The organism is Pimelobacter sp. 30-1, from assembly GCF_018831735.1.
Taxonomy (GTDB): domain Bacteria; phylum Actinomycetota; class Actinomycetes; order Propionibacteriales; family Nocardioidaceae; genus Nocardioides.
This window is the reverse complement of the sequence record NZ_NHTS01000003.1, coordinates 84,881-102,607: the sequence shown is the minus strand read 5'-3', so window position 1 is coordinate 102,607 and position 17,727 is coordinate 84,881. Positions and strand designations below refer to the sequence as shown.

At 72.2% G+C, this 17,727-nt stretch carries 19 protein-coding genes; 10 read left to right on the top strand and 9 right to left on the bottom strand.

The window, feature by feature from the left end:
* Nucleotides 1-2 precede the first annotated feature (2 nt).
* The 3 genes from CCO04_RS05735 to thiC are packed head-to-tail and all read left to right on the top strand — an operon-like array spanning nucleotide 3 to nucleotide 2,928.
* Entirely contained in the window at nucleotides 3-566 is a 564-nt protein-coding gene (locus tag CCO04_RS05735; RefSeq protein ID WP_215813168.1) for a thiamine phosphate synthase, read from the top strand.
* Entirely contained in the window at nucleotides 563-1,258 is a 696-nt protein-coding gene (locus tag CCO04_RS05730) for a bifunctional hydroxymethylpyrimidine kinase/phosphomethylpyrimidine kinase (RefSeq protein WP_215813167.1), read from the top strand. Before CCO04_RS05735 ends, CCO04_RS05730 begins: the two co-directional genes overlap by 4 nt.
* A complete protein-coding gene (thiC, locus tag CCO04_RS05725) occupies nucleotides 1,255-2,928 on the top strand; it encodes a phosphomethylpyrimidine synthase ThiC (protein WP_215813166.1) in 1,674 nt (557 codons plus the stop codon). Before CCO04_RS05730 ends, thiC begins: the two co-directional genes overlap by 4 nt.
* On the opposite strand, the gene CCO04_RS05720 is transcribed toward thiC, so the two are convergent.
* Nucleotides 2,904-3,581: a YdeI family protein gene (locus tag CCO04_RS05720; RefSeq protein WP_215813165.1), complete on the bottom strand. Its 678-nt coding sequence runs from the start codon at nucleotides 3,579-3,581 to the stop codon at nucleotides 2,904-2,906. The genes thiC and CCO04_RS05720 overlap by 25 nt on opposite strands.
* Nucleotides 3,582-3,638: 57 nt before the next feature.
* On the opposite strand from CCO04_RS05720, the gene CCO04_RS05715 reads away from it, so the two are divergent.
* Nucleotides 3,639-4,643, top strand: coding sequence for an asparaginase (locus CCO04_RS05715; protein ID WP_215813164.1), 1,005 nt, complete (start codon nucleotides 3,639-3,641; stop codon nucleotides 4,641-4,643).
* On the opposite strand, the gene CCO04_RS05710 is transcribed toward CCO04_RS05715, so the two are convergent.
* Nucleotides 4,640-5,842, bottom strand: a complete 1,203-nt coding sequence (locus CCO04_RS05710; RefSeq protein WP_215813163.1) for a DUF4032 domain-containing protein — start codon at nucleotides 5,840-5,842, stop codon at nucleotides 4,640-4,642. The genes CCO04_RS05715 and CCO04_RS05710 overlap by 4 nt on opposite strands.
* 200 nt (nucleotides 5,843-6,042) lie before the next feature.
* Between CCO04_RS05710 and CCO04_RS05705 the strand changes: the two genes are divergently transcribed.
* From CCO04_RS05705 to CCO04_RS05690, 4 genes are read left to right on the top strand one after another with little or no spacing between them, the layout of a single operon-like run.
* Nucleotides 6,043-7,320 carry an extracellular solute-binding protein gene (locus tag CCO04_RS05705; protein ID WP_215813162.1) on the top strand — a complete coding sequence of 426 codons (1,278 nt, stop codon included), beginning with the start codon at nucleotides 6,043-6,045 and terminating at the stop codon, nucleotides 7,318-7,320.
* A complete protein-coding gene (locus CCO04_RS05700) occupies nucleotides 7,317-8,264 on the top strand; it encodes a carbohydrate ABC transporter permease (protein ID WP_215813161.1) in 948 nt (315 codons plus the stop codon). Before CCO04_RS05705 ends, CCO04_RS05700 begins: the two co-directional genes overlap by 4 nt.
* Nucleotide 8,265: 1 nt before the next feature.
* Nucleotides 8,266-9,108 (top strand): carbohydrate ABC transporter permease, encoded by an 843-nt coding sequence (locus tag CCO04_RS05695; RefSeq protein WP_215813160.1) that lies wholly within the window; start codon nucleotides 8,266-8,268, stop codon nucleotides 9,106-9,108.
* Between the two features lie 7 nt (nucleotides 9,109-9,115).
* A complete protein-coding gene (locus CCO04_RS05690) occupies nucleotides 9,116-10,336 on the top strand; it encodes an ABC transporter ATP-binding protein (protein ID WP_215813159.1) in 1,221 nt (406 codons plus the stop codon).
* Here the strand turns inward: CCO04_RS05690 and CCO04_RS05685 are convergent.
* Entirely contained in the window at nucleotides 10,333-11,247 is a 915-nt protein-coding gene (locus CCO04_RS05685; protein WP_215813158.1) for an alpha/beta fold hydrolase, read from the bottom strand. The two genes, CCO04_RS05690 and CCO04_RS05685, sit on opposite strands and share 4 nt — an antisense overlap.
* Nucleotides 11,248-11,305: 58 nt before the next feature.
* Here CCO04_RS05685 and CCO04_RS05680 point away from each other — a divergent pair, with 58 nt between their 5' ends.
* Nucleotides 11,306-12,136: an alpha/beta fold hydrolase gene (locus tag CCO04_RS05680; RefSeq protein WP_215813157.1), complete on the top strand. Its 831-nt coding sequence runs from the start codon at nucleotides 11,306-11,308 to the stop codon at nucleotides 12,134-12,136.
* A 27-nt stretch (nucleotides 12,137-12,163) separates the two neighbouring features.
* On the opposite strand, the gene CCO04_RS05675 is transcribed toward CCO04_RS05680, so the two are convergent.
* The gene (locus tag CCO04_RS05675; RefSeq protein WP_215813156.1) at nucleotides 12,164-12,895 is read right to left on the bottom strand and encodes a DUF981 domain-containing protein; all 732 of its coding nucleotides are present in this window, start codon (nucleotides 12,893-12,895) and stop codon (nucleotides 12,164-12,166) included.
* A gap of 109 nt (nucleotides 12,896-13,004) precedes the next feature.
* Between CCO04_RS05675 and CCO04_RS05670 the strand changes: the two genes are divergently transcribed.
* Nucleotides 13,005-13,613: a TetR/AcrR family transcriptional regulator gene (locus CCO04_RS05670; protein ID WP_215813155.1), complete on the top strand. Its 609-nt coding sequence runs from the start codon at nucleotides 13,005-13,007 to the stop codon at nucleotides 13,611-13,613.
* Here CCO04_RS05670 and glpX read toward each other — a convergent pair.
* Genes glpX through CCO04_RS05645 form a run of 5 tightly spaced genes read right to left on the bottom strand, consistent with a single transcriptional unit; the run spans nucleotide 13,600 to nucleotide 17,677 of the window.
* Entirely contained in the window at nucleotides 13,600-14,613 is a 1,014-nt protein-coding gene (gene glpX, locus CCO04_RS05665) for a class II fructose-bisphosphatase (protein ID WP_215813154.1), read from the bottom strand. The genes CCO04_RS05670 and glpX overlap by 14 nt on opposite strands.
* Nucleotides 14,614-14,638: 25 nt before the next feature.
* The gene (locus CCO04_RS05660; RefSeq protein WP_215813153.1) at nucleotides 14,639-15,682 is read right to left on the bottom strand and encodes a sulfate/molybdate ABC transporter ATP-binding protein; all 1,044 of its coding nucleotides are present in this window, start codon (nucleotides 15,680-15,682) and stop codon (nucleotides 14,639-14,641) included.
* Nucleotides 15,679-16,473: an ABC transporter permease gene (locus CCO04_RS05655; protein ID WP_257753977.1), complete on the bottom strand. Its 795-nt coding sequence runs from the start codon at nucleotides 16,471-16,473 to the stop codon at nucleotides 15,679-15,681. The genes CCO04_RS05660 and CCO04_RS05655 overlap by 4 nt, the downstream gene beginning before the upstream one ends.
* Nucleotides 16,470-17,261, bottom strand: a complete 792-nt coding sequence (modA, locus tag CCO04_RS05650) for a molybdate ABC transporter substrate-binding protein (protein WP_215813152.1) — start codon at nucleotides 17,259-17,261, stop codon at nucleotides 16,470-16,472. Before modA ends, CCO04_RS05655 begins: the two co-directional genes overlap by 4 nt.
* Nucleotides 17,261-17,677: a molybdopterin-binding protein gene (locus CCO04_RS05645; RefSeq protein WP_215813151.1), complete on the bottom strand. Its 417-nt coding sequence runs from the start codon at nucleotides 17,675-17,677 to the stop codon at nucleotides 17,261-17,263. The genes modA and CCO04_RS05645 overlap by 1 nt, the downstream gene beginning before the upstream one ends.
* Nucleotides 17,678-17,727 lie beyond the last annotated feature (50 nt).

Here is a 17,727-nt window from a genome sequence, read left to right as displayed (position 1 = left end):
CGGTGAGCCGCCGCCTGGTCGTGCTCACCGACCGCACGCTGGTGCCCGCGGGCCGCTCGCTGCGCGACGTCCTGGGTGCCGCTGCCGACGCCGGCCTGACGACGGTGCTGCTGCGCGAGGTCGACCTGCCGGACGACGAGCGCGCCAAGATCGCCGACCACGCGCGCTCCTGCGGCCTGGAGGTGATCGCCGCGCACCGTCCGGTCGCCGGGTGCGCGGGCGTGCACCTGCCGGCGGGCGCGGCGCTGCCCGAGGTCGCGACCCGGTGGGGACGCTCCTGCCACAGCCGGGCCGATGCGGTGGCCGCGGCGGCGGACGGCGCGTGGTGGGCCACCCTGTCGCCGTACGCGGTGACGGAGAGCAAGCCCGGCTACGGTCCGCCGCTGCCGGCGTCGGCCTTCGCCGCACCGCCGCTCCCGGTCTACGCGCTCGGCGGGATCACGCCCCAGAACGCCGCACTGGCGCGGGATGCGGGCGCCTACGGCGTGGCCGTGATGGGCGCGGTGATGCGCGCCGACGACCCCGGCGCCGTCGTCGCCGCGCTGCTGCGCGAGGTCGTGAGGTGAACCCGCCGGTGGTGCTGACGATCGCCGGCACCGACTCCAGCGGCGGCGCCGGCGTGGGCGCGGACCTGGCGACCTTCGCGGCCCTCGGCGTCCACGGCACGTGCGTCGTCGCCGCCGTCACCGCGCAGGACACGACCGGCGTCCGCGCCGTCCACCCGATCCCGTACGACGTCGTGGTCGCCCAGCTCGACGCGGTCCTCGACGACCTCGACCCAGTCGCGGTCAAGACCGGGATGCTGGCCACGCCCGAGGTCGTGCGCCTGGTCGCCGAGCGGTGCGCGGACCGGGTGCTCGTCGTCGATCCGGTGCTGGTCGCGACCTCGGGCGCGGTGCTCGCCTCGGCCGCGGTGGTCGCCGCCTACCGCGAGCACCTGCTGCCCGTCGCCACCGTCGCGACCCCCAACGCCGAGGAGTTCGCGGCGCTGGGCCGGCCCGGCGGCGCGAACGTCCTGGTCACCCGCGGCGGCGACATCGTGACGACGAACGACCACGGCACCGGCTGCACCCACTCCGCGGCGCTCGCCGCGTACCTGGCCCACGGCGTCGACCTCGCCACGGCCGCCCCGCTCGCGGACGCCTTCGTCGCCCGCCAGCTCCACCTCGGCTCGGACTGGACCCTCGGCCGCGGCCGGGGACCGGTCGCCCACCTGCTCGCCCACCCGCACGCCCCCACCCAAGGAGAGATCGCATGACCGTCCACCCCGCTCACACCCGCGTCCTCAAGAGCGACGAGGCCGGCGACCTGGCCGTGCCGTTCACCCGCGTCGCGCTCACCAACGGCGAGACGTTCGACCGCTACTGCACCGAGGGACCCGGCTCGGACCCGGAGGTCGGCCTGGCACCGCTGCGCGCCGGGTGGATCGAGGGCCGCGCCGACACGATGTCATACGACGGCCGGGAGACGCAGCTCATCGACAACGGCCGCTCGGCGGTCCGGCGGGGCGCGGCGAACGAGGAGTGGCGCGGCGAGCGGCGCCGCCCGCGCCGTGGCGAGAACATCACCCAGATGGCCTACGCCCGGGCGGGCGTGGTGACCGAGGAGATGCGCTACGTCGCCCTGCGCGAGGGCTGCGACGTCGAGCTGGTGCGCAGCGAGGTCGCTGCCGGACGGGCGATCATCCCGGCCAACGTCAACCACCCCGAGTCCGAGCCGATGATCATCGGCAAGCGGTTCCTGGTGAAGATCAACGCCAACATCGGCAACTCCGCGGTGACCTCGTCGATCGCCGAGGAGGTCGACAAGCTCACCCACGCCATCACCTGGGGCGCCGACACCGTCATGGACCTCTCGACCGGGGAGGACATCCACACCACGCGCGAGTGGATCATCCGCAACTCGCCGGTCCCGATCGGCACCGTCCCGATCTACCAGGCCTTGGAGAAGGTCAACGGTGAGGCCGACAAGCTCTCGTGGGAGGTCTTCCGCGACACCGTGATCGAGCAGTGCGAGCAGGGCGTCGACTACATGACGATCCACGCCGGCGTGCTGCTGCGCTACGTGCCGCTCACCGCGAACCGGGTGACCGGGATCGTCAGCCGGGGCGGCTCGATCATGGCCGGCTGGTGCCTCGCGCACCACCAGGAGAACTTCCTCTACACGCACTTCGACGAGCTCTGCGAGATCTTCCGGCGCTACGACGTCTCGTTCTCGCTCGGCGACGGCCTCCGCCCCGGCGCCACCGCCGACGCGAACGACGAGGCCCAGCTCTCCGAGCTGCGCACGCTGGCCGAGCTCACCGCACGGGCCTGGGAGCACGACGTCCAGGTGATGGTCGAGGGCCCCGGCCACGTCCCGCTCCACCTCGTCGAGGAGAACGTCCGGCTCCAGCAGGACTGGTGCCACGGCGCGCCGTTCTACACGCTCGGGCCGCTCGCCACCGACATCGCGCCCGGCTACGACCACATCACCTCGGCCATCGGCGCGGCCACGATCGCCATGCACGGCACCGCGATGCTCTGCTACGTCACGCCCAAGGAGCACCTGGGCCTGCCCAACCGCGACGACGTCAAGACCGGCGTCATCACCTACAAGCTCGCCGCGCACGCCGCCGACGTCGCCAAGGGCCACCCGGGCGCCCGGGACTGGGACGACGCGCTGTCCAAGGCCCGCTTCGAGTTCCGCTGGCACGACCAGTTCGCGCTCTCGCTCGACCCGGTCACGGCCGAGTCCTTCCACGACGAGACGCTGCCCGCCGAGAACGCCAAGACCGCGCACTTCTGCTCGATGTGCGGGCCGAAGTTCTGCTCGATGCGGATCAGCCAGGACGTGCGCGAGCGCTTCGCCACCGACGGGATGGCGCAGAAGTCGGCCGAGTTCGTCGAGCTGGGGGGCACGGTCTACGTGGAGCCCGAGGCCTCCTGAGCCGCGGCGGCGGCCCGCGCCACCCACTTGGGCACCTCGCCGTAGCGCTGGCTGGGGATCATCTCGCCCGCGGCGGAGTCGGTGACGAGCTGGGTCATCCGGCGGTCGCGGGTCGCCTCCTGCTTGGCGCTGAGGACCCAGTTGGTGCACACCCGCCGGTAGGTCCGGGTCGCCGTCTCCCAGAACGCCGTGGCGGCGGGGGAGGCGGCGAGCTGGGCGGCGTACGCCGGGGGCAGCACCAGCTCGCCGTCGACCTCGTGGGTGTAGGGCGCGGCCTCGGGGCGTCGTACCTCCCAGATGGCGAGGCCGGAGGGCTGCATCCGGCCCTCGGCGCGGAGCTGCTCGACGAGGTCGAGGTTGACCTTGCTCCAGTTGCTCGTCCTCTTGCGCGGCGTCCAGCGCTGGCGGACGGCGTCCTCGTCGATGCGCTGGGCCACGGAGTCGATCCAGCCCCAGCACAGCGCCTCGGGGACGGCCTCGGCCCAGGTGAGCCCGCGCTCGGGGACGTGCTTCTTGTAGAGCCCCATCCACAGCTCGGTCTCGCTGTCGTGGTGGAGCGCGAGCCAGGCGCCGAACTCGGCCGCGTCGGCGAAGAAGCGGGCGGGGCGCTCGGTGCTGCCGCCGAGGCGGCCGGGGGTGACGTCGTCCGGCATGGGCGTCAGCCTGCCACCCGCCGCCGACAGGGCGGGCGCATCCGCGAAGATGGCGCCATGACCAGACCCACCGTGGCGATCGGCGCCCTCGGCGGCACGATCGCCTCCACGTCGAGTGCCGACGACGGCAGCGAGGTCGTCCCGACCCTGACCGCGGAGCGGCTCGCCGCCGCGGTGCCGGGGCTCGGCGACCTCGCGACGGTCCGCGCCGAGACGCTCGCCCAGCTGCCGAGCCCGTCACTGGACGAGCCGACCGTGCTGCGGACCCTGCGCTGGGCGCACGACGCCGTGGATGCCGGAGCGACCGGCGTGGTGATCACCCAGGGCACGGACACGCTGGAGGAGTCGGCGTACCTGCTCGACCTGTTCTGGGACCGCCCCGAGCCGCTGGTGGTCACCGGCGCGATGCGCGTGCCCCAGGCCGCGGGTGCCGACGGTCCGGCCAACCTGCTCACCGCGGTCCGCTGCGCGCTCGCCACGTCCTCGCGCGAGCGGGGTGCGCTCGTCGCGTTCGACGACGAGATCCACCAGGCGCGGTGGGTGGCCAAGACCGACTCGATGTCGACGAGCGCCTTCCGGTCCGCCGGCTTCGGCCCGATCGGCCGCTGCGTCGAGGCGGAGGTCGTCTACGGCGTACCGGCGAGCCGCGCGCCCGCCCTGGCCCTGCCCGCCGCCGACACCCCCGACCCGCGCGTCCCGCTGCTGGCGACCTACCTCGGCGACGACGGGCACGTCCTCGACGCGGTCCGCGACAGCGGTGTCGACGGCGTCGTGATCGCCGGCTTCGGCGCCGGTCACGTGTCGGCCGCGATGGCCGCCGCGGTCGGCCGCGCCGCCGAGCGGATGCCGGTCGTCTTCGCCTCGCGCACGGGCTCCGGCCCCACCGGGCGGGCGATGTACGGCTACCCGGGCTCCGAGATCGACCTGCTCGCCCGCGGTGCCATCGGCGCCGGCTGGCTGCCGCCGGTCAAGGCCCGGCTGCTGCTGTGGGCGCTGCTGGCGACGGGCTCCGCCGACCCGGCACGGCTGCACGCCGAGCTCGCCGCGCGCGGCACGCCCTAGGGCGCCGCTCCCGGCAGGTCGGGCGGCCGGTGCGGGAGCACGTTCTCGACGTAGTCGCGCGCCGACTCGATGATGTCGACCTCGTGCCCGGCCTCGTCCGAGAGCGCCCAGCGGTGCTCCATCACCTCGTGGAAGTACTCCGCGGGCGAGATCGTCGTGCGCATGCTGGGCGGCAGCAGGTCGACGATGGGCGTGTAGATCGTGGTGAGCCAACGGCGGGCGACGGTCTCGCGGTCCTCGTCGTCGTACCCGAAGTGGGCGGTGTAGGCGGCGAGGTCGTTGAGCAGCTTGCGCGCCTGGCTGTCCTCGGCGACGAGCCCGGTGAGCTCGCGCAGCTCGCGCCGGTGGTGCCCGGCCTCGACCACCTTGGGCTGGATGCGCACCCGGTCGGAGTCGGTCTGGACGTCGAGCTCGTCGACGTCGAAGCCGAGGTCGTTGAGGCGCGCGATCCGCTGCTCTACGCGGTACCACTCGTCGGCGCCGAACTCCTCGGCGGCGGTGAGCTCGTCCCACAGCGCGTGGTAGCGGTCGGCCAGCTGGGCGACGACCTCCTGGCCGTCGACCTCGACGTCCGTGTCGCCGCTGGCCTGGAGATCGAGGAGCTCGGCGAAGATGTTCTCGACGCCGACCGTGACGTCGTGCTCGCGCATCGCGTCGGACAGGTGCGAGCGCAGCTCGCCGGTCTCGGCATCGACGAGGAAAGCGGCGAAACCCCCGGCGCTACGGCGGAAAAGCGCGTTGGAGAGCGAGACGTCACCCCAGAAGAAGCCGGCCAGGTGCAGGCGCACCAGCAGCACGACGAGGGCGTCGACGAGGGCCGGGACCTGGTGCGCGGGCAGCCCGCGCTGGAAGATCGTGCGATAGGGCAGCGAGTAGTGCAGGTGCTCGGTGAGGAGTGCGGCCGGTAGCGGTTCGCCGGCGTCGGAGCGGCGCCCCGTCACCACCCCCCGCGGTACGACGGCCGGCTGGTCGAGCCGCTGCAGGTCGCGCAGCAGGTGGTACTCCCGCAGCGCGATGGCCTCCTGGGTCTCCTTGACCGCGACGAACTGCCGGTTCACCTGGACCACCCGGACCACGTGGCGCGACAGCCCGAGGGGCAGCGGGACGACGTACCAGTCCTCCCACTCGGCGAGCGGGCGCGACCACGGCAGCCGGAAGAGCGCCGGATCGGTGCGTGCCGCGACGACGTGGAGCGCCATGACAGCAAAGTTACGACGTCTGGAATCCCACGTCACGGGCACTGATCCCTCACGGGGGCGTGGACAAGAGTGCCTCCGCTGGGCTAGGACTGAGTGACGCACGCCACACTCTTGGGAGGGGTGATCGGGCGATGAGGTCGACAAGTGAGGTGCCGAGGCGAAGGTCTCGACGAAGGCGACGCGCTGTCGCCGGAGCCGCCGTGGCGGTGCTCGCCACCACCACGCTGAGCGCGTGCGGTGACTCGGGCAAGCCGGTGCTCAACTGGTACGTGAACCCCGACGGGGTGGCCACGTTCGAGAAGTACGCCAAGTCGTGCAGCACCGGTGACTACGACATCGCGGTCCAGCAGCTGCCGAACTCGGCGACCGACCAGCGCACCCAGCTGGCGCGCCGGCTCGCGGCCAAGGACTCCTCGACGGACCTGATGAACCTCGACCCCGTCTTCGTGGCCGAGTTCGCCAACGCCGGATGGCTCGAGCCCGTCGAGGGTGAGCTCGCCGACGCGATCAACGGCAGCCTCGAGGGCGGCGGCGACTACCTGGCCGGAGCGGCCAACACGGTGACCTGGAACGACAAGGTCTACGCGATCCCGCTCTGGGCCAACACCCAGGTGCTCTGGTACCGCAAGTCGCTCGCCGAGGCCGCAGGACTCGACATGACCAAGCCGGTCACCTGGAAGCAGGTCATCGACGCGGCCTCCGACAACGGCGGCACGGTCGGCGTCCAGGCCAACAAGTACGAGGCCTACGTCGTGTGGATCAACGCCCTCATCCAGGGTGCCGGCGGCGACATCGTCTCCGACACCGAGGCCGGGCGCGACGCCAAGGTCGACGTCGACTCCGCCGCCGGCCGGGACGCGGCCACGGTCATCCAGGAGCTCGCCGACTCCAAGGCGGCCCAGCCCGACCTGTCGGTGTCGAACGAGGGCACCAGCCTGGGGCAGATGTTCCCGGCCGAGGGCCCTGGCGAGTTCATGGTCAACTGGACGTTCGTCTACAAGAACTACGAAGGCCTGATCGGCCAGGCCGGCGGCCCCACCAAGGAGCAGTTCGCCGACCTCGGCTGGGTGCGCTACCCGGCCACGGTCGAGGGCGAGACCTCCAAGCCGCCGGTGGGCGGCATCGACATCGGCGTCGGTGCCTACACCAAGCACGCCGACTGGGCGACCGAGGCGGCCCGCTGCATCACGTCCGAGAAGGCGCAGGTCGACCTGGCCCTCAACGACGGCCTGATGCCGTCGACCAACGCGGCGTACGACCAGGTGGCGGCCAGCGGCAAGTACCCCAAGGACCTGATCGAGCTCTTCCGCACGAGCGTGGACGAGGGCGGGCCGCGACCCAAGAGCGCCTTCTACGCGATGATCTCGGGCGCCATCCAGGCCAAGTGGCACTCGCCGACCTCGGTCGACCCGGGCAGCACGCCCGAGGAGTCCGCGACCTACCTGAAGGACGTGCTGGAAGGGAAGTCGCTGCTATGAGCACCGTCACCGCCCCCACCACCACCGGCGGTCACCGCCGGACCGCAAAGCCGGAGGTCAGCGACCGGGCCCGGGCCGAGACCCGCCTCGGGCAGCGGCTCGTGGCTCCGGCCGTCGTCCTGATGCTGATCGTGACGGCGTTCCCGATGCTGCGGGCGATCTACCTGTCGACCTTCGACTACGCGCTGACCGCGCCGGACGACCGCAACTTCATCGGAGTGCGCAACTACGTCACGGCGCTCACCGATCCGCTGTTCTGGCAGACGACCGGGGTGACCGTGCTCTACATGGTCGTCACCGTCGCGATCGAGCTGGTGATCGGGTTCATCTTCGCGATGGTGATGCACCGGGTGATCTTCGCCCGCGGCATCATCCGGACGTCGATCCTGGTTCCCTACGGCATCATCACCGTGGTCTCGGGCTTCGCCTGGCAGTTCGCCTTCTCCTACCAGAACGGCTTCATCAACGGATGGCTGCCGTTCGTGGGCGACGACTTCAACTGGTTCGGCCAGACCGGGTCGGCGGTGGTCTCGATCATGGTCTCGGAGATCTGGAAGACCACGCCGTTCATGTCGCTGCTCCTGCTGGCCGGGCTGGCCCAGGTCAGCGAGGACATGATCGAGGCGGCCAAGGTCGACGGTGCCACCTGGATGCAGCGGCTGACCAAGGTGATCCTGCCGAACATGCGGGCCGCGATCATGGTCGCCGTCCTGTTCCGGGCGCTCGACGCCTACCGGATCTTCGACAACATCTTCGTGATGACCGCCGGTGCGGTGAAGACGGAGTCGATCAGCTTCCTGACCTACCGCCAGACCATCGAGCAGTTCCAGCTGGGCATGGGCTCCGCGCTGTCGGTCCTGCTGTTCCTCTCGGTCCTGCTGGTGGCCTTCCTGATCGTCAAGCTGTTCCGCGTCGACCTGGCGCAGGCCCGGCAGGAGTCCTGAGATGAACCGCACCCGCAATCGCGTCGGCCTCGTCGTCGGCTGTGCCCTCATCCTGATCTGGTGCCTGCTGCCGGTCGTCTGGATCATCTCGCTGTCCTTCAAGTCCGAGGCCTCGATCACCAACGGCAATCCCGGCTTCTTCCCCGGTGACGGGACGGGCGCCGGCTGGGACAACTACAAGACCGTCTGGGAGAACGAGCAATTCCGGCGCGCGATCTTCAACTCGATCGGCATCAGCTTGATCGCGACCCTGCTCTCGGTCATCGTGGCCACGCTGGCGGCGTACGCCATCGCGCGGCTCGAGTTCCGCGGCAAGAAGCTCGTGCTCACCATCGCCCTCGCCATCGCGATGTTCCCGGTCGTCTCGCTGATCGGCCCGCTGTTCGACATGTGGCGCGCGACGGGGCTCTACGACACGTGGCCGGGGCTGATCATCCCCTACATGTCGTTCACGCTGCCGCTGGCGATCTGGACGCTGTCGGCGTTCTTCCGCGAGATCCCGTGGGAGATGGAGCAGGCCGCCCAGGTCGACGGCGCGACGTCGTGGCAGGCGTTCCGCAAGGTGATCGTGCCGCTGGCCGCTCCCGGTGTGTTCACCGCGGCGATCCTGACGTTCTTCTTCGCCTGGAACGACTTCGTCTTCGGCATCTCGCTGACCTCGACCGAGACCGCACGGCCCATCCCAGCGTCGTTGTCGTTCTTCGTCGGCGCCGATCCGTTCAACCGGCCGGCCTCGCTGCTGGCCGCGGGAGCGGTCATCGCGACCATCCCGATCATCGTCATCGTCCTGATTTTCCAACGCAAGATCGTGGCCGGGCTGACGTCCGGCGCGGTGAAGGGGTGAGGTTCCCATGGCCGGCATCACGATGGACCACATCGTCAAGAAGTACGGCGACGGCTTTCCCGCCGTGAACGACGTCTCGATCGACGTCGCCGACGGCGAGTTCATGATCCTCGTCGGGCCCTCGGGCTGCGGGAAGTCCACGCTGCTGCGGATGATCGTCGGCCTGGAGGACATCACCTCCGGCGACATGATCATCGGGGAGCGCCGGGTCAACGACCTGGCCCCGCGCGAGCGCAACCTCGCGATGGTCTTCCAGAACTACGCGCTCTACCCGCACCTGACGGTCTACGAGAACATCGCCTTCCCGCTGCGCCTGGCGAAGATGCCCGACAGCGAGGTCGACCGGCTGGTGCGCGACGCGGCCGACACCCTCGAGCTCAACGAGCACCTGGAGCGCAAGCCCGGCAACCTGTCCGGTGGCCAGCGCCAGCGCGTCGCGATGGGACGGGCGATCGTCCGCCAGGCCGACGCCTTCCTCTTCGACGAGCCGCTGTCGAACCTCGACGCCAAGCTGCGCGGCCAGATGCGCACCGAGATCGCCCGGCTCCAGAAGCGGCTCGGCATCACGACCGTCTACGTCACCCACGACCAGACCGAGGCGATGACCCTCGGTGACCGGGTCGCCGTCCTCAAGCGGGGCCTGCTGCAGCAGCTCGCGACCCCGCGCGAGCTCTACGAGAACCCGGGCAACCTGTTCGTGGCCGGCTTCATCGGCTCGCCGCCGATGAACTTCCTGCCCGCCACCGTCGAGGGGACGCGGGTGCAGCTGCCGTTCGGCACCGTCGAGATCCCCGCCGACCGGGCCGAGCGGGCGGCCGGGCGCGGCCTGCTCATCGCGGGCATCCGGCCCGAGCACTTCGAGGACGCCTCGCTCGCGGACGCCGAGGGGCGGACCGGCTCGACGTTCCGGGCCACCGTCGACGTCGTGGAGTGGCTGGGCAACGAGACCTACGCCTACATCCCGTTCGAGTCGCCCGACGAGGTCAAGCAGCAGCTGCTCCAGCTCGAGAAGGACCTCGACGGCGAGGCCCTGCGCACCCAGCTCGTGGTCTCGCTCGACGGCGCGAGCCGGATCGCCGAGGGCCAGGAGGCCGAGATCTGGGTCGACGGGCGCCGGATGCACCTCTTCGACCCGGCCACCGGCGAGAACCTCACCGTCGACCACGAGCGGGCCGGGCGGATCCCGGGCGCCGAGGTGGCGGCGGCGGATCCCGCGGCGGCGTCCTAGGGCCGGCGGCCGGCGCGGTCCGCCGTACGACGGATCGCGCGGACGAACGTCGGGAACAGCGGCGCCGGCAGGTCGTGCCCCCAACCGGGCACCAGCACGACCTCCGCGCCACGGATCGCGGCCGCGGTCGCGCGCCCGCCGGACACGTGCACCATCTTGTCGGCCAGGCCGTGCAGCACCGTCGTCGGCGCAGTGATCTCGGCCAGGCGGCGGGTGCGGTCGGACTGGGTGAGGACGGCGAGCATCTGGCGCACCACACCGGCCTCGTCGACCCCGCGGTCCCAGGTCTCGCCCGCGCGTGCGCGCAGGTCGGCCTCGTCGACCGGGAAGCCGGGGGAGCCGATGATGCCCCAGACGAGCAGCGCCCGTCGTACGTAGGCCTCCTTGCCGGGCCCCCGCCGCGCCGCCAGCGTCGGCAGCAGCGCCGGGCTCTGCCACCCGACCCCACGCCGCCCGGTCGTCGACATGATGCTCACCAGGCTGAGCACCCGCTCGGGCGCGTCGAGCGCCATCGTCTGGGCGATCATGCCGCCCATCGAGACCCCCGCGACGTGCGCCGCGGGCAGCCCGAGGTGGTCGAGCAGCCCGAGGGCGTCGCCGGCCAGGTCCCCGATCGAGTACGGCGCCGGCGCCGGCGCCCCGACGAAGGCCCGCGCCAGGCGTCCGGTGGTCACCCGTCCGGTCATCCGGGTCGAGCGCCCGGTGTCGCGGTTGTCGTAGCGGATCACGTAGAACCCCGCCTCGGCGAGCCGCACGCACAGCTCCCGCGGCCACCACGTCATCGGACCGCCCAGCCCCATGACGAGCAGCAGCGGCTCGGCGTCGGGATCGCCGAACGTCTGGTAGCAGAGCTCGATGCCGCTGCTCAGCGGGGCCAGCAGCTCGTCCGAGACCGTGGTTGCGGGAGACATGCTCTCCAGTGTGCCCAATTGCGAGTAGTTGCCCTTTCAACTGGGTAACGTCTGTGACGTGAGCAACACGTTGGCGCCCTGGCTGCTGCCCGACGGCTACGGCCGTCCGGCGCTGGCCGCGCTGCTGCGCGAGGGCAGTCTGGTGACCGAGGCGGGGCGCTACGCCGCCCGCCGGACCGTGACCCACCACGCGCGTCGTCGTACTCCCTATGCGGAGCGGGCGGCGGCGCGGGCGGCCGAGCCGGTGCTGCTCGTGCCGGGCTTCCTGGCCGGCGACTGGACGCTCACGGCGATGGCCGCCGAGCTGCGGGCGCGGGGGTTCCGGACCTACCGGTCCCAGATCCACGCCAACATCGGCTGCACGCTCAGCTCGGCGCTGCTGCTGGAGGCGCGCATCGAGCAGATCGCCGAGCGCCGCGATGCCCGGGTCCGGATCGTCGGGCACAGCCTCGGCGGGATGATCGCCCGCGGTCTCGCCGCGCGCCGCCCGGACCTGGTCTCGGGGATCGTCACGATGGGCAGCCCGATGCGGGCGCCGGCCGCGCACCACGCGGTGCTGACCCGGGGGGTCCGGGTCCTCAACCGGCTCTCGGACGCCGGGGTGCCCGGCCTGATGTCGGCCGACTGCGTCGCGGGGGAGTGCGCCCACCTGAGCTTCACCGAGTCGCAGGAGCCGCTGCGGGCGGACGTGGCGATGACCAACATCTACTCGCGCCGCGACGGGATCGTCGACTGGAAGGCCTGCCGCGACCCGCAGGGCGAGGCGGTCGAGGTCCGGGCCTCGCACATCGGCATGGCCGTCGACCCGCGGGTCATCGACGCCGTCGCCACAGCGCTGAGCGCCCCACCCGCCGGGGTCTCCGTGCGGATGGGGCGCGACTCGGCCTGAGCCTGAGGCTCGAGCCGGGGGCTCGGGTCACATCGTGTTGACGATGAGCCCGATGTGGGTGAAGAAGTTCATCGCGCCGAACAGCAGGAACAGCACGCCCGAGACGGTCCACAGCCAGCCGGTGATCCGGGCCCACACGCCCGCAGTACCGGTGCTGCGCAGGCGGTTGACCAGGACGGCGAAGGCGAGGGCGCCGAGGCCGACGATGCCGATCAGGCCCGACATGAAGATCGCCTCGACCAGCGGGTAGTCCGCGAACTCGCCCGAGATGGGCTCCTGCGGGGGAGCGGCGAACAGCTGGTACTTGATGCCGGCCACCGCGATGGCGAGCAGGCTGAGGCCCAGGCCGCCGACGAAGACGGTGATCGGCTGGGCGACGCGCGCCAGCTTCTCGACCGGCTTGCTGGCCGCCAGCGCGGTCGCGCCGCGCTTCCACAGGTAGAGCGCCGCGCCGAGCAGCAGGACGCCGAACCCGAGGCTCGTCTCGCCGAAGATGATGTTGTCGAACGGGAATCCGCCGGCGGCGAGCGGCCAGGTCAGCGTCATGTGCAGACCGGTCGCGGTCAGGATGCCGCCGAGGATGCCGAAGGTGAGTGCCCAGCCGTCGGTCTCGACCTCCTGGGGGGAGGTGAGGAGCTGGCGGCCCAGCATCACCAGTCCGACCAGGGCGGCGCCGACGGCGACGGCCATGATCGTGTTGTAGGTGGGCATGTTCGCCCAGTCGATCTTCAGGCCCTCCTGGGCCACCAGGGTGTTCATCGTGCTGCACCTCGAGTCCAACCGTGGGGCCGGATCTCGGCCCTCGGTAGCCAGAACCTATACGCGCGTTTAGTTATTCCGGCTGCGGGGTCGCCCGTAGGGTGGCGCCGTGGCCACCGCACCCCGTCCCACGGCCCGCGCGCGCAGCGCGCAGCGCCAGCAGGCGATGGTCGACGCCGCCGCCCGCCTGCTGATCGAGGAGGGACCGGACGCGGTCACCCACCGCAAGGTCGCCGCCGCCGCGGGGGTGCCCGCCGGCTCGGCGGGCTACTACTTCCCGACCCGCCAGGAGCTCTACGCCGCCGCGGTCGCCGCGGCCGAGCGGGTCCGCTCGGCCGGCGCTGCCGAGCGGGCGGCCGCGCTGCCCCGGCGCCGCCGGTCGGCGACCGCGACCGCCGCGCTGCTGCTGGAGGTGCTCTACGCGCCCGCGCTCGACCGCGCGGTCGTCACCCGCCGCCTCCAGCCCATGCTGGAGGCGACGTCGGACCCCGAGCTGCGCCCGATCATGGCCGCCTCGCGGCCCGCCCTCCTGGACGCGCTGCGCGAGACGCTCGACCGGTGCGGCTGGGGAGCCGTCGGGGCGAGCGCGGACTTCGACCTCGTCGTACGGATGCTCGATGCGGCGCTGCTGTACGGCGCCGCCGCCGGCGACGAGGATCCCGTCGCCGACGCGGTGGCCGACGTCGCGCGCCTGCTGGAGCTGGTCAGTCGAAGTTGATCGCGCTGAAGCCGCGCAGCTTGGAGAGCTGGTGCTCGGACGTGATGGTCCGGATCGTGCCGCTGCGCGAGCGCATGACCAGCGACTGGGTCACGGCGCCGCCGCCGCGGTAGCGGACGCCGCGGACGAGCTCGCCGTCGGTGATGCCCGTAGCGACGAAGAAGCAGTCGTCACCGGTCACCAGGGTGTCGGTGGTGAGGATGTGGTCGGGGTCGAGGTTGTGGCCGGCGTCGATGGCGCGCTGGCGCTCCTCGTCGTCGGTGGGCCACAGCCGGCCCTGGATCGTGCCGCCCATGGCCTTCATGGCGCACGCGGCGATGATGCCCTCGGGCGTGCCGCCGATGCCGAGGAGCAGGTCGATGCCGGTGTCGGCGCGGGCGGCCATGATCGCGCCGGCCACGTCGCCGTCGGTGATGAACTTGATCCGGGCGCCGGTCGCGCGGATCTCCTCGACCAGCTTGTCGTGGCGCGGACGGTCGAGCAGGACGACGGTCACGTCGGACGGGTTGGAGCCCTTGGCCTTGGCGACCTGGTGGATGTTCTCGGCGACGGGGTAGCGGATGTCGACCAGGTCGGCGGCCTCGGGGCCGGTGACGAGCTTCTCCATGTAGAAGACGGCGGAGGGGTCGTACATCGTGCCGCGCGGGGCGACGGCCAGGACGGCGACCGCGTTGGCCATGCCCTTGGCGGTCAGCGTGGTGCCGTCGATCGGGTCGACGGCGACGTCGCACTCGGGGCCGGTGCCGTCGCCGACGGTCTCACCGTTGTAGAGCATGGGGGCGTTGTCCTTCTCGCCCTCGCCGATCACGACGGTGCCGTTCATGCTGACGGTCGAGATCATCACGCGCATCGCCTGGACGGCGACGCCGTCGGCGCCGTTCTTGTCACCACGGCCGACCCACCGCCCGGCTGCCATGGCGGCCGCCTCGGTGACCCTCACCAGCTCGAGAGCGAGGTTGCGGTCGGGGGCGGGCGGCTCCACGGCGAGGGCGTCGTTCATAGGGCGAACCCTATCGGTCGCTTTCTCACTGGGCGTACACGTCGACTTCGGTCGCCTTGACGACGAACGTCGCGCCGGTGCCCGGTGCGAGTCCCAGCTCGGCGACCGAGGCCACCGTGACGTCCGCCGCGAGCTCGCCCGCGCGCACCCGGACGACATCCCCCAGCGGCTCGAGCTCGGTCACCACGACCGCCAGGGCGTTGCGCGGGCTGCCGCCGGGCGGCTCCCGGTGCACGGCCACCGCGGAGGGGCGGAAGACCGCCACCGCGGGGGCGCCGGGGGCGGGGTGGTCGCCGGTCGCGGCGGTGCCGTGCAGGAGCAGGCCGTCCGGACGTCGTACGCCGTCGGGGGTGGCGACGCCGGAGACCAGGTTGAGCCCCGCGAACCGCGCCGCGAAGGCGCTGCGCGGCCGGGAGAGCACCTCGCTGGTCGGTCCCTGCTCGGCCACCCGCCCGTCCTCGACCACGACCACCCGGTCGGCGAGCAGCAGCGCGTCGAGCACGTGGTGGGTGACGATGACGGCCGTGCGGTCGGCGAGGACGCGGCGCAGGAGCGTCCGCAGCGCCGGGGCGACCGCCACGTCGAGCGCCGCCATCGGCTCGTCGAGCAGCAGCAGGCGGGGGTCCGCGGCGAGCGCCCGGGCGACCGCGACGCGCTGCGCCTGGCCGCCGGAGAGCTGCGAAGGCTTGCGGCCGGCGAGGTCGGCGGCGTCGACCTCGGCGAGCCAGTGCTCGGCGGCGGCGCGGGCCGCGCGGCGTCCGGTCCCGGTGCTGCGCGGGCCGAAGGCGACGTTCTCCAGCACCGTCAGGTGGGGGAACAGCAGCGGGTCCTGCGCCAGCAGCGCCGTACGACGCGCGTGCGGCGCGACCCAGCGCCCGGGGCCGGTGAGCTCCTCGCCGTCGAGCACGATCCGCCCGGCGTCGGGGCGCAGCAGGCCGCCGAGGACCGCGAGCGTCGTGGACTTGCCCGCGCCGTTGGGGCCCAGCAGCGCGACGGTCTCGCCGTCCGCGATCTCGAAGCTGACGTTGACGTCACGTTCAGCGACGGTCACGTCCACGAGCGCGCTCACAGGGCACCCCGCGGCCGGACCAGGCCGATCACCAGCACGGCGACGGCGACCAGGACCAGCGACATCGCCACGGCGGCGTCGGCATCGGTGACCCGGAGGTTGTAGATGAGCAGCGGCAGCGTGCGGGTGGTGCCCTCCAGGCTGCCGGCGAAGGTGATGGTGGCGCCGAATTCACCCAGGGAGCGGGCGAACGCGAGCACGGCGCCCGAGGCCAGGCCCGGGAGCACGAGCGGCAGCGTGACCCGGCGCAGCACCGTCGTGGGGCGGGCGCCGAGCGAGGCCGCCACGACGTCGTACCGCTCGCCGGCGGTGCGCAGGGCGCCCTCCAGGCTGACCACCAGGAAGGGCAGCGACACGAACGTCTGGGCGAGGACGACGGCGACGGTGCTGAACGCGATCTTGATCCCGAGCGCCTCGAGCTCGGAGCCGAGCAGGCCCTGGCGGCCGAACGCGGACAGCAGGGCGATGCCGCCGACGACGGGCGGCAGCACGAGCGGGAGCAGCACGAGCGAGCGCAGCACCCCCAGCCAGCGGGCCTCGCTCCGGGCGAGGACCGTGGCCAGGGGGATGCCGAGCACCAGGCAGAGCAGGGTGCTGGCGGTCGACGTACGGATGCTGAGCCACAGGGCCGAGCGGGCCCCCTCGGACGTGATCAGCGAGAGGAAGTCGCCCCACGCGATCCGCGTCGTCATCGAGGCGACGGGCAGCACCACGAACACGGCGGCCAGCAGCGCCGGCCCGAAGAGCCAGCGCGGCAGGCCGACGTGCCGGGTGCGCCCGCCGCGACTCACGGGGTGGGCGCGCCGAAGCCGGCCTGCTCGAAGACCTTCTGTCCCTCGCCGAGGACGAGCTCGATCCACTGCTGCGCGAGGTCGGCGTGCTGGGCGTCCTTGACCGCGACGATCGGGTAGTGGTTGACGATGTCGGCCGCCTCGGGGAACTCGATGCCCTGGACCTTGTCGCCGGCCGCGGTCACGTCGGTGACGTAGACCAGGCCGGCGTCGGCCTCGCCGGACTCGACCTTGGCGAGGACGTCGGTCACCGACTGCTCCTCGCTGACCGGCTTGAAGTCCAGCCCGGCCGCCTCGGCGACCTTGGCCGACGCGCTGCCGCACGGGACCTCGGGCTGGCACAGCACCAGGTTGACGTCCTTCTTGGTCAGGTCGGCGAGACCCTTGATGCCGGCCGGGTTGCCCGGCGGGACCGCGATCATGAGCGTGTTGGTCGCGAACTCCTGGGGCTCGCCCGCGGTGAGACCGGCGGCGACGAGCTTGTCCATGTTGGCGGTGTCGGCCGAGGCGAAGACGTCGGCCGAGGCGCCCTCGGTGATCTGCGCGACCAGGTCGGAGGAGCCGCCGAACGATAGCTTGACGTCGACGTCGGAGTGCGCGGCCTCGTAGGTCTTCTCCAGCTCCTCGAACGTCTTGGTCAGCGACGCGGCGGCGAACACGGTGAGCTCGGTCTTGCCGCCGCTCTTGGTGTCGCCCCCCTTGTCGCCGTCGTCACCGCAGGCGGCGAGGGGGAGGGCGAGCAGGACGGCGGCGCTCGCGGCGCCGAGCCGGAGCCAGGTGGTCTTCATCAGGACTGCTTCCTCGGGGAGACGGGTCGTTCGACGACGACGGTGGTGGACTTGACCGACGCGATCGCGCGGACGCCGGGCTCGAGGCCCAGCTCGGCCGCGGCCTCCGCGCTCATCAGCGACACGACCCGGTAGGGACCGCAGACCATCTCGACCTGGGCCATCACCGTGTCGGCGACGACCCGGGTGACGATCCCGGTCATCCGGTTGCGCGCGCTGACCTCACCCGAACGGGTGCGCGTGCGGTCGGCCTCGTCGACCAGCGACGCGGCCAGCACGGCGAGGTCCGGGCCGGGGATGACGGTGCGTCCGTCGACGGTCGCACTCGCCACCCGGCCGGCGTCGATCCAGCGGCGCACGGTGTCGGTGCTGACGCCGAGGAGGTCAGCCGCCTCGGAGACGCGATAGTCGGCCATGACACCACCCTGCCGCATCTGCGGCAGAAAAGCGCCACCGGGTGTTGCAT